At 63.5% G+C, this 24,373-nt stretch carries 26 protein-coding genes; 13 read left to right on the top strand and 13 right to left on the bottom strand.

The window, feature by feature from the left end:
- Positions 1 to 4 precede the first annotated feature (4 nt).
- From flgK to Atep_RS12015, 12 genes are all read right to left on the bottom strand, one after another.
- Positions 5 to 2,179 (bottom strand): flagellar hook-associated protein FlgK, encoded by a 2,175-nt coding sequence (flgK, locus tag Atep_RS11960; protein ID WP_213378727.1) that lies wholly within the window; start codon positions 2,177 to 2,179, stop codon positions 5 to 7.
- A gap of 78 nt (positions 2,180 to 2,257) precedes the next feature.
- Complete coding sequence (gene flgJ, locus Atep_RS11965) at positions 2,258 to 3,358, bottom strand: flagellar assembly peptidoglycan hydrolase FlgJ (protein WP_213378728.1); 1,101 nt, start codon at positions 3,356 to 3,358, stop codon at positions 2,258 to 2,260.
- A 7-nt stretch (positions 3,359 to 3,365) separates the two neighbouring features.
- Positions 3,366 to 4,544, bottom strand: a complete 1,179-nt coding sequence (locus Atep_RS11970) for a flagellar basal body P-ring protein FlgI (RefSeq protein WP_236786184.1) — start codon at positions 4,542 to 4,544, stop codon at positions 3,366 to 3,368.
- 18 nt (positions 4,545 to 4,562) lie between these two features.
- On the bottom strand, positions 4,563 to 5,258 hold the full coding sequence (gene flgH / locus Atep_RS11975) for a flagellar basal body L-ring protein FlgH (RefSeq protein ID WP_213378729.1): 696 nt from the start codon (positions 5,256 to 5,258) through the stop codon (positions 4,563 to 4,565).
- A 104-nt stretch (positions 5,259 to 5,362) separates the two neighbouring features.
- Entirely contained in the window at positions 5,363 to 6,154 is a 792-nt protein-coding gene (flgG, locus tag Atep_RS11980; protein WP_213378730.1) for a flagellar basal-body rod protein FlgG, read from the bottom strand.
- Between the two features lie 27 nt (positions 6,155 to 6,181).
- On the bottom strand, positions 6,182 to 6,922 hold the full coding sequence (flgF, locus tag Atep_RS11985; protein ID WP_213378731.1) for a flagellar basal-body rod protein FlgF: 741 nt from the start codon (positions 6,920 to 6,922) through the stop codon (positions 6,182 to 6,184).
- Positions 6,923 to 6,948: 26 nt separating this feature from the next.
- Positions 6,949 to 8,283: a flagellar hook protein FlgE gene (flgE, locus tag Atep_RS11990; RefSeq protein WP_213378732.1), complete on the bottom strand. Its 1,335-nt coding sequence runs from the start codon at positions 8,281 to 8,283 to the stop codon at positions 6,949 to 6,951.
- 42 nt (positions 8,284 to 8,325) lie between these two features.
- On the bottom strand, positions 8,326 to 9,003 hold the full coding sequence (locus tag Atep_RS11995) for a flagellar hook assembly protein FlgD (RefSeq protein ID WP_213378733.1): 678 nt from the start codon (positions 9,001 to 9,003) through the stop codon (positions 8,326 to 8,328).
- A 41-nt stretch (positions 9,004 to 9,044) separates the two neighbouring features.
- On the bottom strand, positions 9,045 to 9,464 hold the full coding sequence (gene flgC, locus Atep_RS12000; protein WP_213378734.1) for a flagellar basal body rod protein FlgC: 420 nt from the start codon (positions 9,462 to 9,464) through the stop codon (positions 9,045 to 9,047).
- Positions 9,465 to 9,468: 4 nt separating this feature from the next.
- Complete coding sequence (gene flgB, locus Atep_RS12005; RefSeq protein ID WP_213378735.1) at positions 9,469 to 9,876, bottom strand: flagellar basal body rod protein FlgB; 408 nt, start codon at positions 9,874 to 9,876, stop codon at positions 9,469 to 9,471.
- Positions 9,877 to 10,025: 149 nt separating this feature from the next.
- Entirely contained in the window at positions 10,026 to 10,841 is an 816-nt protein-coding gene (locus Atep_RS12010; RefSeq protein WP_213378736.1) for a CheR family methyltransferase, read from the bottom strand.
- Between the two features lie 15 nt (positions 10,842 to 10,856).
- Complete coding sequence (locus Atep_RS12015; protein ID WP_213378737.1) at positions 10,857 to 11,780, bottom strand: chemotaxis protein; 924 nt, start codon at positions 11,778 to 11,780, stop codon at positions 10,857 to 10,859.
- Between the two features lie 185 nt (positions 11,781 to 11,965).
- Here Atep_RS12015 and flgA point away from each other — a divergent pair, with 185 nt between their 5' ends.
- The 5 genes from flgA to Atep_RS12040 all read left to right on the top strand — a co-directional run bounded on the left by flgA (position 11,966) and on the right by Atep_RS12040 (position 15,571).
- Positions 11,966 to 12,703, top strand: coding sequence for a flagellar basal body P-ring formation chaperone FlgA (flgA, locus tag Atep_RS12020; RefSeq protein ID WP_213378738.1), 738 nt, complete (start codon positions 11,966 to 11,968; stop codon positions 12,701 to 12,703).
- Between the two features lie 106 nt (positions 12,704 to 12,809).
- Positions 12,810 to 13,118 (top strand): flagellar biosynthesis anti-sigma factor FlgM, encoded by a 309-nt coding sequence (flgM, locus tag Atep_RS12025; protein ID WP_213378739.1) that lies wholly within the window; start codon positions 12,810 to 12,812, stop codon positions 13,116 to 13,118.
- On the top strand, positions 13,115 to 13,627 hold the full coding sequence (locus Atep_RS12030; RefSeq protein ID WP_213378740.1) for a flagella synthesis protein FlgN: 513 nt from the start codon (positions 13,115 to 13,117) through the stop codon (positions 13,625 to 13,627). The genes flgM and Atep_RS12030 overlap by 4 nt, the downstream gene beginning before the upstream one ends.
- Positions 13,628 to 13,643: 16 nt before the next feature.
- On the top strand, positions 13,644 to 15,152 hold the full coding sequence (gene fliK / locus Atep_RS12035) for a flagellar hook-length control protein FliK (protein ID WP_213378741.1): 1,509 nt from the start codon (positions 13,644 to 13,646) through the stop codon (positions 15,150 to 15,152).
- An 89-nt stretch (positions 15,153 to 15,241) separates the two neighbouring features.
- Positions 15,242 to 15,571 (top strand): EscU/YscU/HrcU family type III secretion system export apparatus switch protein, encoded by a 330-nt coding sequence (locus Atep_RS12040; protein WP_213378742.1) that lies wholly within the window; start codon positions 15,242 to 15,244, stop codon positions 15,569 to 15,571.
- A gap of 27 nt (positions 15,572 to 15,598) precedes the next feature.
- Here the strand turns inward: Atep_RS12040 and murI are convergent, their stop codons facing one another.
- Positions 15,599 to 16,447 (bottom strand): glutamate racemase, encoded by an 849-nt coding sequence (gene murI / locus Atep_RS12045; protein ID WP_213378743.1) that lies wholly within the window; start codon positions 16,445 to 16,447, stop codon positions 15,599 to 15,601.
- Positions 16,448 to 16,709: 262 nt separating this feature from the next.
- Between murI and cas3 the strand changes: the two genes are divergently transcribed.
- Genes cas3 through Atep_RS12085 form a run of 8 tightly spaced genes read left to right on the top strand, consistent with a single transcriptional unit; the run spans position 16,710 to position 24,373 of the window.
- On the top strand, positions 16,710 to 19,403 hold the full coding sequence (cas3, locus tag Atep_RS12050) for a CRISPR-associated helicase Cas3' (protein WP_213378744.1): 2,694 nt from the start codon (positions 16,710 to 16,712) through the stop codon (positions 19,401 to 19,403).
- Positions 19,400 to 20,968, top strand: a complete 1,569-nt coding sequence (gene casA, locus Atep_RS12055) for a type I-E CRISPR-associated protein Cse1/CasA (protein ID WP_213378745.1) — start codon at positions 19,400 to 19,402, stop codon at positions 20,966 to 20,968. The genes cas3 and casA overlap by 4 nt, the downstream gene beginning before the upstream one ends.
- Positions 20,965 to 21,558 (top strand): type I-E CRISPR-associated protein Cse2/CasB, encoded by a 594-nt coding sequence (casB, locus tag Atep_RS12060; protein WP_213378746.1) that lies wholly within the window; start codon positions 20,965 to 20,967, stop codon positions 21,556 to 21,558. The genes casA and casB overlap by 4 nt, the downstream gene beginning before the upstream one ends.
- Before the next feature lie 13 nt (positions 21,559 to 21,571).
- Complete coding sequence (gene cas7e / locus Atep_RS12065; protein ID WP_213378747.1) at positions 21,572 to 22,717, top strand: type I-E CRISPR-associated protein Cas7/Cse4/CasC; 1,146 nt, start codon at positions 21,572 to 21,574, stop codon at positions 22,715 to 22,717.
- An 11-nt stretch (positions 22,718 to 22,728) separates the two neighbouring features.
- Positions 22,729 to 23,373 carry a type I-E CRISPR-associated protein Cas5/CasD gene (gene cas5e / locus Atep_RS12070; RefSeq protein WP_213378748.1) on the top strand — a complete coding sequence of 215 codons (645 nt, stop codon included), beginning with the start codon at positions 22,729 to 22,731 and terminating at the stop codon, positions 23,371 to 23,373.
- Positions 23,360 to 23,983 carry a type I-E CRISPR-associated protein Cas6/Cse3/CasE gene (gene cas6e / locus Atep_RS12075; protein ID WP_213378749.1) on the top strand — a complete coding sequence of 208 codons (624 nt, stop codon included), beginning with the start codon at positions 23,360 to 23,362 and terminating at the stop codon, positions 23,981 to 23,983. Before cas5e ends, cas6e begins: the two co-directional genes overlap by 14 nt.
- Positions 23,980 to 24,198, top strand: a complete 219-nt coding sequence (locus Atep_RS12080; RefSeq protein WP_213378750.1) for a type II toxin-antitoxin system HicA family toxin — start codon at positions 23,980 to 23,982, stop codon at positions 24,196 to 24,198. The genes cas6e and Atep_RS12080 overlap by 4 nt, the downstream gene beginning before the upstream one ends.
- Complete coding sequence (locus Atep_RS12085) at positions 24,161 to 24,373, top strand: type II toxin-antitoxin system HicB family antitoxin (protein ID WP_213378751.1); 213 nt, start codon at positions 24,161 to 24,163, stop codon at positions 24,371 to 24,373. The genes Atep_RS12080 and Atep_RS12085 overlap by 38 nt, the downstream gene beginning before the upstream one ends.

The raw sequence follows: 24,373 nt of genomic DNA on the forward strand, positions 1-24,373 counted from the left end.
CGCCTCAGCGACGCACCGCATTGAGCAGGGTGTCGAACATGGTGCTGGAGGTCGCGATCACCTGGGCGGCGGCCTGATAGGCCTGCTGGAAACGCAGCATGTTCGCCGCCTCCTCGTCGAGATTGACCCCCGAGAGCGCCTCGCGTTGCTGTTGCGCCGATTCCAACAGGACGGCGCTCGAATCACGGCTGATCTGGGCGCGGCGTGTCTGGGTGCCGACATCGGCGAGGATGGTGTCGTAACCGCCCTGGAGGGTCGTGCGCCCCTGGATGAGGCGCTCGCCCTGGATACCCGCCATCGTCAGCATGTTGCGGTTGTCGCCCGGACGATCCTTGCTGAGTTCGACCGTGAACAGATCACCCGCCGCCGGCGTGCCTCGGATATCCATCTCCCATCCGGGACCGGTGATGGTGGTGACGGGCGGTGTCGTCGTCGCGACCGGGAAGCTGTCGTCGGCCAGTATCTCGACCACAGTGCCCATGCCGGTGACATTACCCGGCCTGCCTTGGATCTTCAGTTCCCAGCCATTGGCGCGGATGGTCGTGGTTCCGGTCGGGTCGAGCGCGAAGCGTTCGTCGCCGACCACGAATTGATCCCTATCCGCGTCGAAATCGATAGCGGTAGTAGGGTCTGTGAACAGATCGGCGTTCTTGGCGTCGAGCACGCGGAATGACTCGACCTTGGCCGAACCGGCATCCGTGCCGTAGCGCGGCATCAGCAGGCCGAAACCGTCTCCCGTCGCATTGCCCACCACGGCGGCGGGCAGATAGGTCTCGGGCGTTAGATCGGCTGGATCACTGCTCATGCGCAGGGCGACGGGTCTGGCATCGCCCGTGTTGCTCGACGCCGACAGGGCGCCCGAGATCGCGGCGATCTTGGCCGGATCGGTCATGGCCATCTTCAGGTTGGTCGCCGCGAAGCGCGTCGGCTGGATCAGCCAGGCATCGCCCGTGACCGCCGCGTCGATATCCGTGGTATCGATGCGCAGGCCATCGGCGATCAGGACGTTCGGGTCGTCGGCATCCAACTCGTAGGAGACGGTCGTGTTTTCGGGTAACCGCGTCAACTGGAATCCGCTGTCGGTCTGTCGCAGCCGATAGTCGCTAGCGGTGAGCCGACCGACATCCCCGATCGTCACGCCCGGCATCGCATTGACGCTATTGCCGATGACCGATCTGACCATGACCTTCGGCAGCTCGAAGATGTCGGTGCCCAGCTCCCCGTTCAGATCCAGACCGAGCCGGTTCTGTTCGTTGAAGCGGGTCGCCAGGTTCAGCGCGGTGAGACCCAGCTCGTTCTGCGCCTTGTCGAGCAGACTGGTGCGGGTCTCCAGCAGACCGCCGACCTCGCCGCCCGTCAAGAAACGGCTGATGTTGATCGGTTTACTGCTGCTGCTCGTCGTCGTCCTCAGTCCGATATCCCAATTGACGGGATCGCCGGATAGATTCGAGAAGGTCAGCTCGCCGGCATTGGCACCGAGCACCAGCGCCTGACCATTGCCGATGAAGACGCTGACGGAGCCGTCGTCCTGCGCACTGAGCGAGACATCGACCTTTTCGGCCAGATTTCTCAGGACGGTGTCGCGCCGGTCAAGCAGGTCGTTGGGCGGAGATCCGGACGTGGATCGGGCCGTGATCTGTTTGTTGAGATCGGCGATGGATTTGGCGTATTGATTGATCTCCTCGACGGAGGTTCCGATCCGCCCGTTGACCAGACGACGCTGGTCGGCGAGCCGTTCATTGATCGACTCGAAACGCCCCTCCAGCGTCGTGGCCTCATTGAGCATCACCATGCGCGCCGGAAGCGCGGTCGGGTCGCTGGCGACGTCATGCACGGAGGCGAAGAAGTTCTCGAGCGCCGGTGCCAGACCGGTGCTCTGATCAGCCAGGAGTTCATCGATGCGCTCGGCGAAGTCCGCGCGCGTCGCGGCATTGGCGTTATTGGTGAGACTGGTGCGTAGCTGGGCGTCGATCCATTCATCCTGGAGCCGCCGAATGCCCGTGATCTGGACCCCCTGCCCCACATAGCCCGGACCCAGCCGCTGCGGATTGTTGGTCATCAGTTCGACCCGCTGACGGCTGTAACCCTCGGTAGCGGTATTGGCGATATTGTGGCTGGTGGTCGCCAGGGCACGCTGGAAGGCCAGCAGACCGGTGATCCCGGTTCCCAAAACGCTCATGGCCTCACCCCATTCGTCGTTGATTCATGATGGCCCCGCCGTGGTTCCGATGCGCCATGCTCGGCTGGAGCACTCGGCTCAGCCCTTTGCCGGAGTATCGACCTGAGCGGCTGAAACTTGAGTCTCGCTCTGGGTTTGCGGCGCGGATCGCGGTTCGACGGCGGCGCTGATCGCCAGCACCCGATCGCGAATACCCAGGATCTTATCAGCATAGCGCGGGTCGGTGGCATAGCCGGCCTTTTGCAACCCACGGATGAATTCCTCGCCGGTACGACTCTTGAGCGCCTCTCCATAGCGTGGATTACGGTTGAGAAAGGCAACGTAATCGACGAAGGAGTCGGCCGGAGTCTCATAGGCACGAAAGCGCGCCTGCTCACGCTGCGCTACCCCATTGCGATATTCAAGCGTACCCACACCGACGCTGTCGCCTGCCCAACTGCGATCGGCCTTGATGCCGAAGAGGTTGAAGCTGCTGCGCCCATCGGCCCGGCGTGGAATGTGCCGGCCCCAGCCGGTCTCCAGCGCGCTCTGTGCCAGCAGTACGCTGGTGTCCATGCCCAGGATCTCGGCCGCCTGCTCGGCATAGGGCTTGAGATAGGCGACGAATTCCTCGGCGTTGCGCGGCGGCCAGCGTCCCTGACCGCTGATCACGGCGACGGAACCGGTACTCGCCGCGCTGGTTGCCGCCGACTGGGACTGACCGGAAACCGTACGGAACGGCTTGGAGTCAGCTTTCTCCACCGCCGCCTCGACCTGGCGCCGCTTGAAGCTCTTGAGCAGCGGGTTGCGTTCCGGAACCGTCAGCGTGGCCTGATCGCGCTCGGCAAGCCCCTCCCCGCTCAATTCGGGCGCCAACTGACGCAACAGCGCCTTGCGGAGTCCCAGTCCATCGCCCTCGCTCAGGACAGTGGCGATCTGCTGATCGTAGAGATCCTGATAGAGCTGGGTCTGGGCCGAATCGAGCAGTCCGCCGCCAAACGTGGAGGAGCGCATCTGCTTGAGCATCTGCCCGATCAGCAGCGACTCGAAGGCGCGCGCGGCGGCCTCCAGACCCTCGGAGCCGCCGTCGCGCGCCAGACGCGAGAGTCCCTGATAGGCGTTCGGGTCGGCGACCAGTCCGCCCGTCAGCGACTGACTCGAACCCAGACCCAGTGATGAGGCGGCGCCGGTGGGGAGCATGTTCGGCTCAGATCACGACCAGCTCGGCCCGCAGGGCGCCGGCCTCGCGCAGGGCCTCCAGGATGGCGACCAGATCGCCGGGTGCGGCCCCGACCTCGTTGACCGCTTCGACGATGTCGCCGAGCGCCGTCCCCGGCTCGAACAGGAACATGCGACTCTTATCCTGCTCGATGGCGACATCGGTCTGCGGAACTACGGCGGTCTGACCGCCAGCCAGCGCGCCGGGCTGCGAAACGGCTGGATTTTCGCTGATGGTGACGGTGAGGTTGCCGTGTGAAATAGCCGCCGGCCGCACGGTGACGCCCGCCCCCATCACCACCGTACCCGTACGCGCATTGATGACGACCCGTGCGGGTGACTCGGCGGCTTCGAGCGTGAGGTTCTCGAGCATGGAGACGAAGGCGACGCGCTGATTCGGATCGCGCGGCGCACGGACCTGCACTGAGGAGCCATCGATCGACTGAGCGACGTCAGCGCCGAAGCGGGAGTTGATGACATCGACCATGCGGTAGGCGGTGGTGAAGTCGGGCCGACGCAGATTGAGTGTCAGGTGATCGCCCTGGGAAAAACCGGTCGGCACCTCGCGCTCGACCGTGGCCCCATTCGGTATCCGCCCCACGCTCGGCACATTGACCGTGATGCGGCTGCCGTCGGCCCCACCGGCCCCGAACCCCCCTACGGTGAGATTGCCTTGGGCGATGGCATAGACCTGACCGTCGGCGCCCTTGAGCGGCGTCATCAGCAGTGTACCGCCGCGCAGACTCTTGGCATTGCCGAGCGAGGAGACGGTGATGTCCATGCGCTGTCCCGGCTTGGCGAAGGGCGGCAGATCGGCCGTGATCATGACCGCCGCCATGTTCTTGGTCTGGGGGTTGACGCCCTCGGGCATGGTCACGCCCAGCTGGTTGAGCATGTTCTTGAGACTCTGGGTACTGAAAGGCGCCTGGGTCGTCTGATCGCCCGTACCGTCCAGCCCGACCACCAGGCCATAGCCGATCAACTGGTTGTCGCGCACACCGGCGATGGTGGCCAGATCCTTGATCCGTTCTGCGCCACCGGCGTTCCAGTTGCCGAAGCGACCGAGATCGGCCACATCGGCTTCGTTGCCGGCCAGTGTCACGGTCGTGCTGAGTAACGATCCGGCCACCGCGAGGGCCAGAGCAGTGCGTGTCAGGAGGCTGTTCATCGAAATCTCCCGTGTTCGTCAAATGGGCCAGATCGGGCTGTTGAAGAAGCGCGTCAACCAACCTGGTGTATTGCTGTCGCGCAGGGCGCCCGTGCCGCCGTAATAGAGCTGGGCATTGGCGATCTGGGTCGACTTGACCTTGTTGTCGCGCGTGATGTCGACCGGACGCACGATGCCGCGCAGACGTACATACTCGTTGCCCTGGTTGATGCCGAGCCACTTCTCGCCCTGGATGACCAGATTGCCGTTGGGCAGCACCTCGGCGACCGTGACCGTGATCTCGCCGCTGAACTCGTTGCTCTGACTGGATTTACCCGAGCCGTCGAAGCTGCGGCTCGCCTCGCCGGTGAGGTTGATAAGCTTGTTATCGCCGTCGAGCAGACTCTGACCGGCGATCGTGATGTTGCCGAAGTCCATCTCGGCGCTCGTATCCTTTGAGGTCGAGGTCGCCGACGATTTCTTGGCGTTGGTACTCTCGTTGAGTACCACTGTCACCAGATCCCCGACACGATGGGCCTTGTGGTCCTCGAACAGTGCAGAACCCAGGGTGGGCTGGAAGATCGCACCGTTGTTCAAGGCTGCCGGACGCGGTTCCAGCGGCGCGGCCGGCTGGTACTCGGGCGAGTCGCCCGGCTTGGGCGGGTTGAGCGTGGCGCAGCCGGACAGCGCGAAGGCGGCCAACAGGGCGCTCAGGACTTTCGAGTGAGGGTTCATGATGGTCTCCTATCGCACCTTGGGCTCGATCCGCCCGGCGTCCGGCCGGTATTCGGCGTTCAGGTCAAATTCAGAAACGCATGAATCACGCCAATGAAGAGTGATCAACGTGCCAGATTGTTGTTGACGAACTGGAGCATCCCATCGGCCGCCGCGATCGCCTTCGAATTGACCTCATAGGCACGCTGGGTCTCGATCATGTTGACCAGTTCCTCGGCCATGTTGACGTTACTGGTTTCCAGCGAGCATTGAACCAAACTCCCGAAGCCGTTCTCTCCCGGATTGGACTGCTGTGGAGCCCCCGAGGCCGTCGTCTCGCGAAAGAGGTTCTCGCCGATCGGTTGCAGACCGGCTGGGTTGATGAAGTTGGCCAGTTGGATCTGGCCTATCTGAACTTCGCCGACCTGATTCGGCTGCTTGACTGAGACGGTGCCGTCCTTACCGATCGTGATTTTTTCAGCGTCTGCCGGGACAACGAGGGCGGGCTGCAGGGCATAGCCATTGGACATCACCACCTCACCATCGGCATTGAGCTGAAAGCTCCCATCACGTGTGTAACCGATCTCGCCGCCGGGCATCAGGATCTGAAAGAAGCCTTGCCCCTCAATGGCCATGTCGAGCGAGTTGCCTGTCTGAACGTAACTTCCCTGCGCGAACAGTTTTTGCGTGGCCACGGTGCGTACACCTGTGCCGATCGTCAGTCCCGAGGGGAGCTGAGTCTCCTGAGTGGCCTGGGCACCATGCTGGCGGCAACTGTGATAGATCAGATCCTCGAAGACGGCGCGTTCCTTCTTGAAGCCCGTGGTGTTGACGTTGGCCAGGTTGTTGGACACCACGGACATTCGGGTCTGCTGGGCATCGAGTCCGGTCTTGGCGATCCAAAGCGCTTGATTCATGATCCGCTCCCAAATACTCCGCCAGATTCAGCTGATCGCCAGCAGGCGATTGTGGGTCTTCTCGATGTTGCTGGCGGTTTCCATCGTCTTGATATGGTTCTCGAAGGCACGCGACAGCTCGATCATGCGCGTCAGCGAGGCCACGGTATTGACGTTGCTGGTCTCCAGCATGCCGCTGACGACCCGCACACCGGCATCCGGCACCGCCGCCTGTCCGTTCTGCGAACGGATCAGGCCGTCCTCGCCCCGGAGCAGATTCTGGGTATCCGGCTTGACCAGTCGCAACCGGTCGACGGCCGCCAGAGCGTTGGGCGCGGCTCCAGCGGGCCGGATGGTGATGGTGCCGTCCGTGCCGATGTTCAGGCTTTCGTACTCCGGGATCGTGATCGGACCGCCGTCGCCGAGTACCGCCAGCCCGCGCGCATCGCGCAGTACGCCCGTGGCGTCGATGTGCAGATTGCCGGCGCGGGTGTAGGCCTCGCCGCCATCCTCGGTCTGGACCACCAGAAACCCCTCGTCCTGGATGGCGACATCGAGATCCCGCCCCGTGGCCTGGAGTGTGCCGGGGCAGAAGTCGATGACCTGATTGCCGACCTGCACATAGTCGCGCGAGTCGTAGACGGGGCCGCGCACCGGTGCGGTGTAGGCGTAGGCCAGGGCTTGGCGAAAGCCGGTCGTGTTGGCATTGGCCAGGTTGTGGTTGTTGATCGATTGCGCATAGGCCGTCTCCTTGGCGCCCGACATCGCAAGATAGAGAAAACGGTCCATGGTTCAGCCTCCACGCGATCGAGACCTCAACGGAGGTTGAGGATGGTCTGAGTCATTTGGTCAGCGGTCGAAATGGTCTTGGCGTTGGCTTCGTAATTGCGCTGCGCCGTGATCATGTTGACCAGCTCCTCGGTCAGATCGACGTTCGAGTTTTCGAGCGCGCACGACTGGATGGAGCCCAGACGGCCGTCGCCCGCCGCGCCATAGACAGGCTCGCCGGAGCCATAGCTCTGCGCCCAGTTGTTGTCGCCGATCTGCGCCAGTCCTTGGGGATTCTTGAAATTCGCCATGGCCACCTGGCCGAGGATATGCGACTGTCCGTTCGAATAACGGGCAAAAACGATGCCGTCCGTATCCACATCGAAACCGCTCAAGGTTCCGGCCGAATAACCGTTTTGCGTCAAGTCTATGACGGAATTCTTGGATGACGAATACTGAGTGGCATTATCCAACTTAATCGAAGAAACTAATGCGTCAGCGCCATTATCAGTGAACGCGGGCATACTTATCGGAATAACCGCAGCAGTATCAGGCACCGTAGCACCATTAACGGTATCTATCGTTCCATCAGCCTTGAAAACTATTTCGACAGGCCCTCCTGTCCCTGTTGCATCAATCATTACAGGTGGCTCCGGAGGGGTCGCATTGTTGACATCATACATTCCGACATGGACGTCCCAGGTCAGAGGCCCTGTCTTCACGAAATACATCGTCACATCACGCGGCGATCCGAGCGAATCATAGACTTGATAAGTCGTAGACCAATTATAAGAATTCGGATCGGGCGCTGTATCAGGAAGAGCAGGCCAACCAAAAGCAGGTCCGCCAGCATCGGCAATCACTTCTGCATCCGCATTCAAATTAAAATTGATGTCGACCTCGGTCGTCGCCTTGGCACCAATGTTGTCCAAGGGCAACTGAAGATCAGTGAGATTTCCTGAGCTGAAAGCGGCAATATTGCTGTTCGGTGTTTGCGGCGGATAAACTTGCAGCCGCTTCCCCGCCGAGCTGACGACATAGCCATCCCGGTCGACCTGAAAGGTGCCATTGCGCGTGTAGACCATTTCGTTCTGACCGGTTTCGTTACGCAGAACGAAAAAACCCTCACCGTTGACGGCAAGATCCAGCGTATTCCCGGTCAGTTCGAGGTTGCCCTGGGAGAACTGCTGGGTCACGGCGGCCAGGCGAACACCGACAGCCGATTTGTTGGCACAGGTGCCGAAGGACGATGCATAGATATCGGCAAATTCAGCGCGTGACTTCTTGAAGCCGATGGTCGCGGAATTGGCGATATTGTTGCCGGTGACTTCGAGATCTTTCGCCGCCGCACGCAAGCCACTCAATCCGATACTGAAAGACATGACGTCATCTCCCGATGGAATCCCAAAAAAGGTCTGTGTTCGCTAGCTGACTCGCAGAACATCCGAGAATGAGACGTTGCCGACCCCCTGGACGTTGAGCATGAGCCCGGAGCCGGCGCTCTCGGCAGACACGCTCTTGACCTGACCATTGAGATAGGTCGTCAAAGCCTCGGTCACACCGTTGATTTGGGCGGTGATTTTGAATTCATAGCTGCCGGCGGGAGCCGCCGAGCCATTCGACAGAGTGCCGTCCCACTCGAAATCCTGAAGACCCGCGCTCAACGTACCCAGATCCAGGGTACGGACCAATTGACCGCTGGCGTCGTAGATATCGACCTTGACCTGACTCGCAGACGTCGACAGCTCCATCGCGCCGCTTGCCCCCTGCCCCTCGGCGAGCTGCATTTTTCTCGCCGGCACCAGCGTGCTCTTGCCGACCAGGGTCGCCGCCTCCAGGGCTTGCCCTTGCAGCAGCGTCTGCGACAGGGACTCAAACGAGGTCGTCAACGACTGGATCCCGGTCAAGGTCGAGAATTGCGCCATCTGTGCGACGAAATCCTCGTTCTTGACCGGATTGGTCGGATCCTGGGTCGTCAGCTGCGTGGTCAGCAGCCTGAGAAAATCTTCTTGTCCAAGCTCGTTGTTACCTTGCGTGGTCGAGGTTGGCGAATAGGCGGTCAGACCGAGTCCGTTCAAATAGTCAGTGCTCAGTTCAGCCATGGTGGTGACTCCTAGATAGCATCATGCATCGCGACGAAGACTCAGCTCCGACCCACTTGCAGGGTACGCTGCAACAAAGAGCGCGCAGTCGTCAGTACCTCGACATTGGCCTCATAGCTGCGCGAGGCCGACATCATGTTGGCCATCTCCTCGACCACGTTGATCGCGGGCCGAAAGACATAGCCTTCTTCATTGGCATGAGGGTGATTGGGTTCATAGGTTGGGATCGGCTCGCACTTGTCATCGACGATGCCCGCAACCCGTACCGGCATGGCGACACCCTTGGGATCCTCCTGATCGATGACGGTCTGAAAGAGTACGTGTTTGGCACGATAGGTATCCTCGGGTGTCGATGCGGTGGTGGCGGCATTCGCCATATTGGAGGCCACGGTATTGAGCCGCACGGATTGCGCCGTCAGCGCCGAGGCCGAGGTATTGAAGATACGAAACAGGTCACTCATGACATCACTCCTTACTCAGCGCCTTGCGCAGACTCGACACGCGACGATCGAGGAATTCGAGCGTACTTTGATAGTGCATGGTGTTTTCGGCGAAGGCCGCGCGTTCGAGTTGCGGGTCGACGGTGTTGCCGTCCAATGAAGGCTGCGCCGGGATGCGATAGAGCAGATCCGGCTCCAGCGCCTTGGACTTGTCGATCTCGTTCGTCAAATGATTGGCGTGCGTCGTCGACAGCTTCATCCGGTTGCCCATCCCCTCGACCTCGGCGAGCACCTCGGTAAAATGGAAATCGCGCGACTTGTAGTTCGGCGTGTCGACGTTGGCGAGATTGGAGGCCAGGAGCTCGGCGCGACGTGCTTTGATGAGCACCGCCGAGGGCAGAACTCCAAAGGCTTTGTCGAGTGAGAGATTCATGACATCGGCATCCGCGACTCAGGTTGCCTGATGAAATGCAACCAACATGCCGGCCGATCGGATCGGATGGACGCCCGGTCGCGGCCGGACCCGCCGAGGCGCGGATTCCGGAGAGCGAGCCGAGCCTTCGACCGGGCCGGCGGAAGGCGTCAGGAGCGGCGGCGCAGCAGACTGCCCAGCGGGGTGCGGACGATCTCGAAGGCGTCGGTATAGGAACTCACAGATTCCGAGGCACCGACGAAGAGATAGCCGCCGGGGTCCATCTGGCGGGCCAGTCCGTCAAAGATCCGACGCTTGGTCTCCGCTGAGAAATAGATCAGGACGTTGCGACAGAAGATGATGTCGAACTTGCCCAGCATGGCGTAGGAGTCCATGAGATTGAGCTTCTGGAAACGCACCCGGCGCTGGATGTCGGGCTTGATCCGATGGCCGTTCTCGACCGTGTCGAAGTATTTCTGACGCCGCTCGGGCGTCAGGCCGCGCACGATGCTCAACCCGTCGTAGAGCCCGACCCGCGCCTCGGCCAACACGCTCTCGGACAGATCCGTGGCCAGGATGCTGACCGGCGAGGTCTTGGGCGGAAAGCTCGCCTCCCACTCGGAGATCACCATGGCGATGCTGTAGGGCTCCTGACCGCTGGAGCAGGCCGCCGACCAGATGCGGATGGGTTTCTTGCGCGCCTCCAGTTCCGGCAGCAGGATCTGGCGCAGGATCTCGAATGGATAGCCGTCGCGAAACCAGGAGGTCTCGTTGGTGGTCATGGCATCGATGACGCGCGACTTGAGCGTCGGATTGCTCGACTGACGCAGTGCCCGCAACAGATCCTCGACCTTGCCGTAGCCGAACTCGCCGAGCAGGCGCGACAGCCGGCTGGCGACGAGATACTGGCGGTTCTCGCCCAGCACCAGGCCGCAGCACTCCGAAAGGAACCGAGCGAACTCGGCGTAATCCTGCGCGTCAATCACGAACGGCCCCCATCATCAGTCATGACGCGCATATTTGAGCACGGTCGCGCCCAGTTCGTTCGGATCGAACTTGGCCAGGAAGTCATCGGCCCCGGCCCGCTTGACCATATCGACATTGAATTGACCGCTCAGCGAGGAATGCAGGATCACGCACAGATGCTTGAGCTTGGCATGTTCGCGGATCTTGCGTGTCAGGGTATAGCCATCCATGCGCGGCATCTCGATATCGGCGATCACCAGCTCGATCGAGGCATCGACCATGTCGGCCGCCGCCAGCTCCTCCAGATACTCCAGCGCCGCCTTGCCGTCGGAGCGGCTCTCGGTGCGGAAACCCAGCTCGGTGATCGCGCGCTCGATCTGCTTGCGCGCCACCAGCGAGTCGTCGACGATCAGGATGCGCCTGTCGTGCGGAACCTGCTCGGCCAGCTTCTGCACCTCGGCTGAGACGTCGGTCGGGAGGTTGTTGATCTGGGCGAAGACCCGCTCGACATCGATGATCTCGACCAGATGGCCGTCGACCTCGGTGACGGCCACCAGATAGCTCTCGCGCTCGGTGCCGCGCGGCGGCGGCTTGACCATCTCCCAGTTGACGTTGACGATGCGGTCGACCGCCGAGACCCAGAACCCCTGCACCGAACGGTTGAACTCGGTCACGATCACCTTGGCGTCGTTGTTCTGATCGACCGGCAGCGGATCGAAACCGATGGCGCGCGCCAGGTCGATCACCGAGACCGTGCGTCCGCGGATGTTGGCCACGCCGCAGACCATGGGGCTGGAGCCGGGCAGATGTCTCAGGGTCGGCTTGGCGATGACCTCGCGGACCTTGAAGACGTTGATGCCGAACACCTGACGCCCCCCCAGATAGAACAGCAGCAGTTCCATGCGGTTCTGCCCGACCAGACGGGTCCGCTGATCGATGTCCTCGATAAATTGACTCATCTCACCCACACCCTCTTGATGTCACACGACAAAGGCCCCGCCTCACGCGCACCGGTGGCCAGTGTAGCAGCCGCGGGCCGGCTCGACGCGCTCGCGCATCGACCGTTCGTCTGCCGAGCGCTCGGAGCTAACCGGCGCGGTTCATGCATGATTTCAGCCAAGTCAGCCACGCGAGGAGCCGCATCATGACAGTGACGACGACCCAGCCCCCCCAGCCCCGCCTTCGAGTGCGCGCCATCGGATGCGCCCTGATCGCCGCCGGACTGCTCCAGCCCGCCCTGGGGGCGGACATCGAATCCGTGGAACGCATCCTGAACACCGCGCGCGCCTTCGCCGCCGAGACGGCCGGCACCTCACCCGGTCAGGAGATCCAGATCGAGATCGGACAACTGGACAGCCGACTGCAACTGACGCGCTGTGCCCATCCGCCGACCGCTCAACTCGCCCCTGGGGGGCGCACCGAAGGCCATACCACCATCAACGTCCGCTGCTCGGAACCCGTTAGCTGGTCGCTGTTCGTCCCGGCACGCATCGAACGCCATCTGCCGGTCGTGGTACTCGAACGTCCGATCAATCGTCAACAGGTCATCGGTCCCGACGACATCCGAATCGAGCGTCAGGCCGTCTCGACCCTGAGCAACGGTTACTTCACCGAGGCCGAAGACGTCATCGGCCTGGCCTCGCGCCGTCGTCTGATGCCCGGCCAGGTACTCACCAGCGCCCATGTCACCCAGCAACGGATCGTCAAACGCGGCCAGGAGGTGACGCTCTTCTCGGCGCGCCCCGGCCTGATCGTGCGCATGAAGGGCGTCGCCCTGGAGGACGGCAGCGAGGGTGCGCGTATCCGGGTGCGCAACAGCTCGTCGAAACGTGTCGTCGAGGGCTATGTCGAACCTTCCGGCGCGGTGCGCGTCGCATTATGATGGCACATCGCCGCCACCGAACGACGAAGACACGGTCATGCACTACAGTTTTCCGCCCAATCGCCGATATTCATAGGCGTACCCCAATCGACCCTGGACCCAGCCCATGGATATCAAGCTTCCCATTGGAAACAACCTGCGTACCGACGGACCGGCCGTGGGGAGCAAGCCGCGCGGCGGCACTCCCCCTGCGTCCGATCCGACAGCGACCAGTCCCAAGGGCGCGGTGGGCGAATTCGTCACACTCACCGAGACCGCCAAGACCCTGAGCGCCGCGCACGGCGGAGCCCAGGACACGCCCGTCGACAGTGCGCGCGTGGCCGAGATCAAGGCGGCGCTCGCCGAGGGGCGCTACGAGATCGACGACCGGCGTCTGGCCCAGCGGATGCTCGACTTCGAGGGGGCCTTCGCGTGAGCACCGCCGACCATCGGGCCCAGGTGTCGGAGACGCTGGATCTGGAGGCCCTGGTCGCCTCGCTGGATCTGGCCATCGAAGACATGCGCCGACTCGCCGAGCGGCTCCTGGAGGAACTGGGGGCGATCGAGTCCAGGGATCCCGATGGACTGCTGCGCCTCGTCGTCGACAAACAGGCTCTGGTGACACGCCTGGAGACCGAGACTGCCCGACAGCGTGATTGGATCGAGGCAGCCGGTTTCGACTTCACCCCGGAGGGCGTCGAGCGGTTCATCCGCACCCACGACCGGGACGACCGACTCGCAACGCGCTGGTCGGCCCTGCTCGACCAGACACGCCGCTGCGACCAGTTGAACAGCGACAATGCCCGCTCGATCGAGCGCGACCAGAGGCGCATCGCCATGATGCTGCGTCTGCTCAAGGGCGAGGACGCCAGCACCACTACCTATGATCCACGGGGCCGGACCGCCGCCGGCGGCCAGCGCGGACGCACCATCAGTCAGGCGTGAGACGCTCGGGGCGCCCATGAACGAGCCAGTAGGCGTCCCGCCGTCCGGCGCCGGCTCGAGTGCCCCGATCGGGACGCGGGCACAGGCTAAGGTTCTGAACGAGCTGGCCGGACGACTCCAGGCCGGGATGCGGGTCGAAATCATACCGACCCGATCGATCGGCCCCGACCTGATCGAAGCGCAAGTGCGTCCACTCGATGTTTCGGCGACCTGGACCCAGGGTGTTCGGGTACAACTGACCGCCGCCCTGCCGACGAACGTTCTGCAAGCCGCTACCGGCGAGGGTTCGGCGCCCGGCACGTCGCCGACACTGCGCGCCGAGGTCGTCGCCACGGGTCCGACACTCATCCTGAAGATCCTGGCACCGGCGGAGCGTTCGCCATCCACGCCCGGATCGAACCCAACGGCCTTGGCCGGCTCGCGCGAATGGCTGAGGCATCAGTTCAGGCAGCACTGGCCCGAATCCCGTCCGCTCGCCGCTACCCTGGAGAACATCTCGGCCCGACTGGCCAAGGAGATCGGCACGGATGCCGTTGCGGTTCCGAAGACCGTCACGCCGTTGCCGGCGCCGAACACCAACGAGACGCCGTCCCACCTCCAGATCCGGCAGGCCGTCGCCACCCTGATCGACCAGCTCGCCAGCGCCGCCGAATTGACAGATCCCGAACGACTGTCGACCGCCGTCAGTCGCTCCGGTCTCTGGATGGAGGCACTCCTGGCGCAGGCGGCGCTCGACCCGGCCCGGTCGAACGAGCTGAAGCTCGATCTCAAGGCCCAACTGCTCACGCTCGCGCAACGTCTGCGGCTCCAGGGAACGAATCCTTCCGGTCCGCCTCCGGGGCAGGCGACGGCCGGACAGCCTTCGGACGCCGGCACGTCACGATCCGATGTATTGCCGCGAACCGTCCCGCCGCCACTGCCTCCGGATGCCTCTGCCGCCGCACCAAGGCCGGGCGCGACACCCGAGCAGACCGGGCCGCGCGCCCAGGGTGCCGTGTCCGAGTCGGCCTCGCCGACGACGACCACAGACGAGCCGACCGAGCAGGCGCATCGTGCCGCACAGGACAGTCAGCGCCCCGCCGGTCTGGCGCGCGACTTGGAAGGCATGATCAAGCAGGTCGTGACCAAGCAGCTCCAGTCGCTCGACAGCCCCGCCGGTCAGACCCAGTGGCTGCTGGAACTGCCCTTCCGGACGCCGACCGGACTCCAGGCGCTGGAGGCCGACATCCGCCGCGAGCAGGCACGGGAAGGCGATGAGCACGAGACCTGGAGCATGCGTCTGCGGCTTGATCTGCCCAAGCTCGGCCCACTGCACATTCTGCTGACACTGCGCAACGAACGGCTCAATGCCAGTCTTCAGGCCGGGGATCCGGATGGCGCGGAGCAGATCAAGCGACACCTGGGCGACCTGCGCACGCGCCTGGAGGCACGCGATATCGAGGTCGCCAGCCTCCACGCCGGGCATCGTCCGCTCTCACGTCCGGCGCCGCCTTTCGCCGATCCGCTGGTGCGTGAGCAGGCGTGAGCGAGCCGCCCAAAGGTTCCAAGCCCAGGACCGCCAAGGCGGTCGCGCTCTCCTGGGACCGTCAGAAATCCGCTGGTGCGTGAGCAGGCGTGAGCGAGCCGCCCAAAGGTTCCAAGCCCAGGACCGCCAAGGCGGTCGCGCTCTCCTGGGACCGTCAGAACGCCCCGCGCATCACGGCCACCGGAACCGGCCTGACCGCCGAGCAGATCCTCAAGGTCGCCGAGGAGCACGACATCCCGCTGCGCGCCGATCCGGTGCTCGTGGAGGCCCTGGCGCAGATTCCGCTCGGGGCCGAGATCCCGCGCGCGCTCTATGTGGCCGTCGCCGAGGTACTGGCGTTCGTGTTCATGCTGGAGGGGATCGATCCGCGTGTCCCGACGCTCATTCCGGCCGAGCGGAACGAACGAAACGCGGAGTGATGCGCGGGAGGGACACGACGCCCTGGGTCAGGTCGGCTCCAGCGCCAGACCGCCGGGGGATCTCCGGGCATCCTCGGCTTCCGACTCGACCCAGTGCGCGAGCTCGACCTCTCCCGCCCAGAGCCGGGCCATGAGGGTGTGCATCCTGGCCGGGTGTGCGCTGGTCCAGAAGCGTTCGCGTCCCGTTCGCCCTTCCGGGGCCAGGAGTTCGGCCTCGCTCAGTCGGCGGCGCACCTGACGCGCGACCCCCATGCCCGAGTCCAGAATGAGCACCCCCGGTCCGGCCAGCTCCCGGATCAAGGGGGTCAGCAGCGGATAGTGGGTGCAGCCCAGGACTAGGGTATCGGCCCCGCGCGCGAGCAGCGGCTCCAGATAACCGCGCAGCAGTTCGCGCGTCCCCTCCCCCGCCAGATCACCGGCCTCGACCCGCTCGACCAGACCCGGACAGGGCTGCAACAGGATCTCGGCGTCGGTTTCAAGCCGTCCGAGCAGGACCGAGAAGTTGTGGCTGGCGAGCGTCTGGCGCGTGGCCAGCACCGCCACCACGCCCGAGCGCGTGCGTTCGACCGCCGGCTTGACGGCCGGCTCCATGGCGATCAGGGGGACGCTGTACCGGGTGCGCAACAGCTTCGCGGCGGCACCGGTGGCGGTGTTGCAGGCGACCACGATCGCCTTGGCGCCGCGTTCGAGCAGGAATTCGGTGATGGCGATGGAGCGCGACTCGATGAAGGCCATGGACTTGTCGCCATAGGGCGCGTGGGCCGAGTCGGCCACATAGAGCAGATCCTCGCCCGGCAGCAGGCGGCGGATCTCGCGCAGCACGGTGAGTCCACCCAGGCCTGAGTCGAAGACGCCGATCGGATGATGAGGGTTCATGGTTGATCGTTATGAGGGTTGATCCGTGATCCGGTCGGATCGGCGGTGTGGGGAGGCGCGACAGGAGTCTGTGAGTCGGCGTGGAGCGCGCATGTGCCACAGTGTAGGATCCAGGCGCCCGGCTGACAATCGCGTGACTTCAATGGCCGGCTCGCCAGAAATTCTGTAAAGAGCAGGCGCCGGCAAAACGTTTACAAAAATTCACTTCTTCGCGATTTATGTCTATGATCCAGGCACATCAAGAGCACTGGTCTCACGACACATGGACGCGAATGCCTCCCCATGCACTCGATTCAGCCGGCTATCGGCTCCAGCCGGAACGCTGTGGGCCAAGAGTGGTGATCCGATCGGCCATGGACTGCTGGCCCACATGCTGGATGTGGCGGCCGTCGCCGAATCCATCCTCGATCGCGAGTCGCCACGAACACAGACCTGGGCCGCTTGCGTGTTCGGCCTGCCGCCACAGCGAGTCGGGCGCTGGCTCGGGGCGATCGCCGGACTCCATGACTTCGGCAAGGCGATCCCCGGTTTTCAGTTCAAATGGCCGGATGGACAGCGCGCCGACGAACAGGCTGGATTGCCCTTCAAATCAGCCGCGCTCAATGTCCATCGTCACGATCTGGCCTCGGCCGCGTTGCTACGCTATCAACTTCAAGCGCTGTACTCGAACGCGGGCTGGATCGGAACCGTTGCGTCAGCGCTCGGCGCCCACCACGGCTACATGCCGAATCTTCTGGAAATCCGCGATGGTCGGCCACGGAACGAAGGCCCGGAATGGGACAGGGCGCGTTCCGAGATCCTGCACGCCTACTGGACGGCTCTGGAGCCGGGCGACGGCCCAGCGCTCGACGACCTGCCCCTGCCCGCCATCGCTTGGTTCGCCGGTCTGACGAGTGTCGCCGACTGGATCGGTTCCAATACCGACTGGTTTCCATTGGGCGAGCGTGCCGACTCACTGACCGAGCATTACACCCAGGCCCGAGCACTGGCCGACAGTGCGCTCGACGCCATCGGCTGGCCCGCCTACCGGCCCTTGCTCGCTGGCGAGGCGGATACCGAGACACTCATCCGGCGCATCCTTGGGCGACCGGAAAGTTCCGTGATGGCGCGTCCGTTGCAGATTGCCGCCGACCGGCTGCTGGATCAGGCCGACGGCCCGGTGTTGATGATCGTCGAGGCGCCGATGGGTGAGGGCAAGACCGAACTGGCGCTGCTTGCCCATCTCAGACTGCAAGCTCGCCATGGACATCGGGGTCTCTATCTGGCTCTGCCGACTCAGGCGACCGGCAATGCCATGTTCGATCGCACCCTGGCGTTCCTGCGTCAGCTCGCGCCCGGTGTGCAACTGGATATCCAGCTGGTCCATGGCGCGACCCGACTGGACGAGCGCATCCAGCGACTGCGCGGAGTCGATGCCTCGCCGGCCGAGTCCATCGCCTGTTCGGCCTGGTTCTCCCAGCGCAAGCGTCCATTGCTCTCGCCCTATGGCGTCGGGACCGTCGATCAGGCGCTGTTCGCCACGCTCAACGTCAAGCATCACTTCGTGCGTCTCTGGGGTCTGGCCAACCGGGTCGTGGTGCTCGACGAGATCCACGCCTACGACACCTACACCAGTGGTCTGATCGAAGCCCTGTTGCGCTGGCTCAAGCCGCTGGGCTGCTCGGTCATCCTGATGAGCGCCACCCTGCCGGCCCAACGTCGTGCCGCGCTGCTCGACGCTTGGGGCGCGCGCGATCGGCCGGAGACGCCCTATCCGCGTCTGTTGATGGCTCGTGAGGGTGAGACGCTGGCCGAACACGTCGCCTGTCGCCGTCTGGAGCCGATTCGGGTCTCTGGAATCGCCGAGGATCTGGAGACTCTGGCGACGGCGGCGCTCGACGCCCTGGCCGGCGGCGGCTGTGGTCTGGTGCTCGTAAACACCGTGCAACGGGCACAGGATCTCTATCGAGCGCTGCGCGGGCGGGTGGAAGATCCGGGCGAGATCCTGCTGTTCCATGCCCGCTTCCCCGCCGACGAGCGTGCCGTGCGTGAACGGGAGGTGTTGGCGCGTTTCGGTCCGGTCGCGAGCGCACAGCGTCCGGCGCGCTGTCTGCTGATCGCCACCCAGGTCGCGGAACAGAGTCTGGATCTGGATTTCGATTTCATGCTGTCGGATCTGGCACCCGTCGATCTCCTGCTGCAACGTGCCGGTCGGCTGCACCGGCACGAGCGCGCGCGTCCGGCGGCCCATGCCGAACCACATCTGCGGATCGCCGGACTGCTGAACGAGCGCCCACCCGAACTCACGGACACCGCCTGGGGCTTCGTCTATGACCCCTATGTCCTCTATTGCACCTGGGGTGTGCTCTTGCACGAACCGGTATGGCGGTTGCCCGAGGATATCGATCGGCTGGTGCAGGCGGTCTATTCGGGTGATCCCTTCGAGGAAGACGACCGGCCGGACTTTGTGGCGACCCTGGACAAGGCGTTGGGCGAGCACTACGCCAAAACGCAGACCCAGCGACAGCAGGCATTCAATGTCGCCATCGATGCCGAAGACGAGCCGCAGAATGCCTACAACCAGAAGCCGCGCGCGAACGAAGACCGGGAGGGTGGCGGCATTCCGGTCGTGACACGCCTCGGCGAAGAGAGTCTGACCGTTGTACCTGTCTTCGTCAGCGAAGACGGTTGGCGACTGACCGACAGCGATGGCCCATTCGACCCCACCGAGATCCTTGATGATGCCTTGGCACGCCGTCTCTTCGCGCGTCAGGTGCGGCTGTCACGCAAGGGCGTTCTGCATGATCTGCTGGCTCTGCCGTTGCCGCGCGGATTCGAGGAGCATCCGTTGCTCCGACATCTTCGCCCCCTGCCATTGATCGATGGCCGCGCCGAACTCGGCGGATTGACGGTGTGTCTCGATCCCGAGCTTGGCATCGTCTATGCGTCCTCATCTCCCAGCCAGGAGGCATCATGACCCGAACCACCGAACCGGCTTTCAACCTGCTGGATGAACCCTGGATTCCGATCCGGCGGCTGAACGGTGAATGCTGTGATGTCAGTCTGACCGAGGCACTCATCGGTGCCGACACCATCGCCACTCTGACCGAACCCGAGCCGACGAGCCTGATTGCCTTGCATCGTTTGTTGCTAGCCGTGCTGCATCGGGCGCTGAGTTTGCATCACGGCCACTGGAAGGACGCCGACCGCGCCCGCTGGTATCGCGAGGGACTGCCCGAGGACGCGATCCGCGCCTACCTGGATCAGTGGCGCGAGCGGTTCTGGCTGTTCCACCCGGAAGAACCCTTCATGCAGGTGGCCGGGCTGGCCGACTGGGAGGAAACCTCCAGCGCCTGTTTCTCAGTCTCATCCATTACGATCAACCTGCTCTACGGCAGTAGTCTGTTCGAGCATGAGATCTACGAGGCACCCGCGCTGGATGCCGCTCAGGCGTTACGCCGATTGCTCGGCTATCTCCAATTCACGCCGGGCGGCTTTTTTCCAGGCAAGAAACTGAAAAGCTCGGAGCGGGCCGGCCCGGTCGTCAACAGTGCCGCGATCCTGCCGCTCGGCGACACATTGGCTCATACCCTCTTGCTTGGTCTGCATCCTGCACCCCAGCGACAACCCGAGGATGTTCCCGCCTGGGAGCGTCAACCGCCATCGATCGGCGCACTGCGGGCCAATGCGCAACTGGCCACGGGGCCGAACGATCGTTACACCCGTCAGACCCGCGCCATCCTGTTCGTACCCGAGGAAACGGCTGATGGCATTCGGATTCGACAGGTGTTTGTAGCCGCCGGCCTGTCTCTGGAAGACGACGAGAAGGCACCCGACCCTATGGTCAGTTCTCGCCTGACCAAGGATGGCAAGGTGGTGCGCATCTCGTTCCAGGAAGGACGCGCCTTCTGGCGCGAGCTGCCGACACTGGTACCGGATGCGAGCGGTAAGTTCAGCCATCCGGCGGCCATTCTGCTGGCGGCAACCAATCTTTACGAGCGACTGGGGCGTTTCGACATTCCCGTGCCTGTCCTCGTTGCTGGACTTGCCAGCGATCAAGCCAAACTGCTGCGCTGGCGGATCGATCGTTTCGACTTGCCTCTTCCTCTTCTCGCCAACCCCGAGGCCGCCGCTGAATTTCGCGACCGGATCCGCTACGCCGAGGAGGTCTATTTCCGGCTACGCGCGATCAGTGCCGAGATGATCGCCGAAACCATGCCGGACCCCGCTCACAAGGACACCCGAGCGCGCGCCCGAGCGATCCTGGACAACGGTTCCACGGCCTTCGTCTATTTCTCCGCCGCCGAACGTGCGCTGGCGGCCTTGATGCAGCACATCGCGGTCGGTGATGTCGAGGGTGCGCATCAGCATTGGCGGCAACAGTTGAAACTTGCCGTCCGGCGCGCCTGGAGTGCCACTGGCCAAGCGCTTGGCGACTCACCGCGCGTCATGCGCGCCATTGCCCGTGCCGATCCAAGCGTGCGCCGTCTGATCCGGTCACTCGAACAACCCGCCACGACGTCAGAGGAAACCAGCCCATGAGCGAGCACGCTCAAGCCTTCATCACGTACTTGTCCGAGTTGGAGCAGCATGATCGCGGTGCCCTGGCCCATTTGCGCCGGAGTTTGGGCTTTGCGCCGGGTACCTTTCCGCGTGCCTATCCCTATGTCGAGCGCTTCGTGTCTCGCGACAGCCATGCCGAAGATCCAAGGCGCAAGGCGCTCTATCTCACGGCTGGGCTCTTTGCGTTGCACCCACGACATCAGGACAGCGAAAGTCTGGCCACGGCCTTCGGCCATGTCGCACGCCATCGCGATCAACCGGAACCTGATCCGTCAAGACACAAAGTCGGCAGTGTCGAACAGCGCTTTATCGGCCTCCTCGGCGCCGAACCCGAAAGCCTGCCCAGCCTGCTGCGCCAAACCGTGTCGCTGCTCGCGGCGGACGATCGTCCCTGTGACTATGTCCGTCTGCTCGACGATCTGAGCCTCTGGCTTAAGCCGTTCGCGACCGATGGCCGAGACCGGATACGCCAGCGCTGGGCGCGTGACTTCTATCGCGCCTATGTCCCCGATTCGGACGCCACAGATCAAGAACCATCCACCTCGACCGCCACCCCATCCGCTGACTGACAAGGAGCGCACCATGAGCCTCTTCATCGAGTTCCATCTGATCCAGAACTTTGCTCCCTCCAACCTCAATCGGGACGACACGGGCGCGCCGAAGGATGCCATCTTCGGCGGGCAGCGCCGCGCTCGCGTCAGCAGTCAGTGCTTCAAGCGCGCGATTCGGCTCAAGTCCGCTGAACTGGGCACGATCCCGAGCGCGTTCGGTTCGGTACGCACCTTGAAACTCAAGGCCTTGTTGCAACAGCGCTTGACCGAACTCGGACACCCGGAGGCCGGCACTCAAATCGAAACCGCTTTGGCGGCCGCCGGGCTGAAGGTCAAGGACGATGGCAAGACCGAATACCTGTTGTTCCTCGGTCAGGGCGAGATCGAAGGCTTTGCCGAGCTGATCCATACCCATTGGGATGCCCTGAGCGCGCCCGTGAGCGACGAGGGCGGCAAGAAAACCAAAAAGCAGGCCAAGGCCAGCGCGCCGCCTGAGATCGTCAAGGCCGCCAAGTCGATCCTGGATGGTCGGAAAGCGGTCGATGTGGCGCTGTTCGGACGGATGCTGGCCGACCTGCCCGAGGTCAATCAACATGCAGCCTGCCAGGTAGCGCACGCCATCAGTACCCATCGGGTCGAGCGCGAGTTCGACTATTTCACTGCCGTGGATGACGAGGGCGGCATCGATGAGACCGGCGCCGGCATGATCGGACAGATCGAGTTCAACTCAGCCACCTTCTACCGCTACGCCGTCATCGATCCGCGCAAATTGGCGGGCAACCTCAAGGGCGATCACGAGCTGGCCCTGAAGGGCATCGCCGCCTTCACCGAGGCCATGGCGCGCGCTATCCCGACCGGGAAGCAAAACACCTTCGCGGCCCACAATCCGCCGAGCTTCATCGGCGTCGTGTTCCGCCACGCCAGCCCCTTCAATCTGGCCAATGCCTTCGAAAAACCCGTCTGGCCCCGGCCGGATCGCGAATTGACCAGCCTGTCGGTCGAGAAGCTCGCGGAACAGGAAATCGCCATTGCGGGCGCCTTCGGCGACGGTCGGGACATTTGGGGCTATCTGGATCTCACCGGCGCCTGGCCCGAGTCCAAGGGTGTGCCGCATCGGACGCTGCAATCACTGACGGATTGGGTCGTCGAGAATGCCCGTGCAAGGTTGGGAGTCTGATCATGCCAACGTTGCTCCTGCGGCTGGCGGGTCCGATGCAGTCATGGGGCACCACCAGCCGTTTCGATGAACGCGACAGCCAACTGGAACCATCCAAATCCGGGGTGCTGGGCTTGGTGTGTGCGGCTTTGGGTCGCGATCGAACCGAGCCGGTGGATGATCTGGCGCGCTTACGCATGGGCGTGCGCGTGGATCGCGAAGGGCTGCTGATGCGCGATTATCAGACGGTCAAACCGCCTTATCTGAGAGCCAGCGGAACCATTGAACGCAAGGATGCCATCGTGAGTCGCCGCTACTACTTGGCCGATGCCGCCTTTCTGGTTGGCCTCGAAGGTGAGGATCGAAGCCTGCTCGACGCCATGGATTCCGCGCTGCGCGATCCGGTCTGGCCGTTGGCGCTCGGTCGCAAAGCCTTTCCGCCCGCCGCGCCGGTTTGGCTCGAAGGCGGACCGGTCGAGTTGGGACTGCGCGAGGCCTTGATCGGTGCCCCGCGCATCGCCTCCCCACGACATGAAGATCGCGCGGCACTATTGCGCCTGCTGCTGGAACACCCGACAGAAGGGGCGATGCGCTTCGATCAACCGCTCGCGCCCTTTGCCGAGCGCCGTTTCGGCCCGCGCCATATCGCGACGGAGGTCATCGATGTACCTGTCTAGGCTGACCCTCGACCCACGCCACCCGCGAGTCAGGCGCGATCTGGGCAATCTCTATGAGCTGCATCGCACCCTGGCGCGCGCCCATGCACCTGATGCGCAATCGCCACCGCATCGGTTCCTGTGGCGACTGGAAACGAGTCCGTCGACGGCTGGAACCGTCGTGCTGCTCGTTCAATCCGCCGTCGGCTCCGACTGGACATCGCTGGCCGAGCAAACCGGCTATGCCGTGGAGATCTTGGGCAACAAAGCGGTCGACCTGGAACGATTGATCCAGCCTGATACTCGCTATCGCTTCCGACTCCAGGCCAATCCAACCGTCACCCGCAACGGCAAACGTTGGGGACTGGTCAGAGAAGAGGACCAGCTTGCATGGCTGGTTCGACAGGGTGGCCAGCATGGCTTTCGCGTCCTGGCCTGTGTGCGAACCGCCTCTGAACGCCTCCAGGCACGCCGTGCCACCGCAGGCAAGCCCATCACGCTGCAATCGGCTCTGTTCGAGGGCCGACTGGAAGCGACCGATCCGGACCGATTGCGTCAGGCGATCCTAAACGGACTCGGGCACGGAAAAGCCTGGGGATGCGGGTTGCTGTCCGTGGCGAAAGCACCATGAAAGTCGCCGAGATCCTGGAGCGACTGAAGCATGATGGCTGGCACCTGGCCGCAACCAGAGGCAGCCATCGCCAATTCAAGCACGACACCAAGCCAGGGCGGGTCACGGTACCGGGCAAACCAAGCGATGATTTGGCTCCAGGCACGGTGAGCAGCATTACAAATGAGGACCGCGACCATGCGTTACGCCATCGTGATCGAACGAGCAGAGCATAACTACTCGGCTTATGCCCCCGATCTGCCGGGGTGCATCGCCACCGGGCGCACCCTGGAGGAGACCGAGCGGGAGATTCGGGAAGCGATCGAGTTTCATCTGGAAGGTCTGCGAGAAGATGGCTTGCCGGTGCCGACGCCGACCAGTCAGGTCGGCTACATCGAGATTGCGGCCTGA

Origin of the sequence: Allochromatium tepidum, from assembly GCF_018409545.1 — a bacterium.
GTDB classification, from domain to species: Bacteria; Pseudomonadota; Gammaproteobacteria; order Chromatiales; family Chromatiaceae; genus Thermochromatium; species Thermochromatium tepidum_A.

Coding starts and splice junctions, on each gene's coding strand:
- cas6e (WP_213378749.1), top strand. CDS start 23,360: ATGTACCTGTCTAGGCTGACCCTCGACCCACGCCACCCGCGAGTCAGG.
- Atep_RS11995 (WP_213378733.1), bottom strand. CDS start 9,003: ATGGCTGAACTGAGCACTGACTATTTGAACGGACTCGGTCTGACCGCC.
- cas7e (WP_213378747.1), top strand. CDS start 21,572: ATGAGCCTCTTCATCGAGTTCCATCTGATCCAGAACTTTGCTCCCTCC.
- Atep_RS12080 (WP_213378750.1), top strand. CDS start 23,980: ATGAAAGTCGCCGAGATCCTGGAGCGACTGAAGCATGATGGCTGGCAC.
- flgJ (WP_213378728.1), bottom strand. CDS start 3,358: ATGCTCCCCACCGGCGCCGCCTCATCACTGGGTCTGGGTTCGAGTCAG.
- casA (WP_213378745.1), top strand. CDS start 19,400: ATGACCCGAACCACCGAACCGGCTTTCAACCTGCTGGATGAACCCTGG.
- Atep_RS11970 (WP_236786184.1), bottom strand. CDS start 4,544: ATGAACAGCCTCCTGACACGCACTGCTCTGGCCCTCGCGGTGGCCGGA.
- flgK (WP_213378727.1), bottom strand. CDS start 2,179: ATGAGCGTTTTGGGAACCGGGATCACCGGTCTGCTGGCCTTCCAGCGT.
- flgF (WP_213378731.1), bottom strand. CDS start 6,922: ATGGACCGTTTTCTCTATCTTGCGATGTCGGGCGCCAAGGAGACGGCC.
- flgB (WP_213378735.1), bottom strand. CDS start 9,876: ATGAATCTCTCACTCGACAAAGCCTTTGGAGTTCTGCCCTCGGCGGTG.
- flgE (WP_213378732.1), bottom strand. CDS start 8,283: ATGTCTTTCAGTATCGGATTGAGTGGCTTGCGTGCGGCGGCGAAAGAT.
- flgA (WP_213378738.1), top strand. CDS start 11,966: ATGACAGTGACGACGACCCAGCCCCCCCAGCCCCGCCTTCGAGTGCGC.
- murI (WP_213378743.1), bottom strand. CDS start 16,447: ATGAACCCTCATCATCCGATCGGCGTCTTCGACTCAGGCCTGGGTGGA.
- flgG (WP_213378730.1), bottom strand. CDS start 6,154: ATGAATCAAGCGCTTTGGATCGCCAAGACCGGACTCGATGCCCAGCAG.
- flgH (WP_213378729.1), bottom strand. CDS start 5,258: ATGAACCCTCACTCGAAAGTCCTGAGCGCCCTGTTGGCCGCCTTCGCG.
- Atep_RS12085 (WP_213378751.1), top strand. CDS start 24,161: ATGCGTTACGCCATCGTGATCGAACGAGCAGAGCATAACTACTCGGCT.
- flgM (WP_213378739.1), top strand. CDS start 12,810: ATGGATATCAAGCTTCCCATTGGAAACAACCTGCGTACCGACGGACCG.
- cas3 (WP_213378744.1), top strand. CDS start 16,710: ATGGACGCGAATGCCTCCCCATGCACTCGATTCAGCCGGCTATCGGCT.
- flgC (WP_213378734.1), bottom strand. CDS start 9,464: ATGAGTGACCTGTTTCGTATCTTCAATACCTCGGCCTCGGCGCTGACG.
- Atep_RS12015 (WP_213378737.1), bottom strand. CDS start 11,780: ATGAGTCAATTTATCGAGGACATCGATCAGCGGACCCGTCTGGTCGGG.
- fliK (WP_213378741.1), top strand. CDS start 13,644: ATGAACGAGCCAGTAGGCGTCCCGCCGTCCGGCGCCGGCTCGAGTGCC.
- casB (WP_213378746.1), top strand. CDS start 20,965: ATGAGCGAGCACGCTCAAGCCTTCATCACGTACTTGTCCGAGTTGGAG.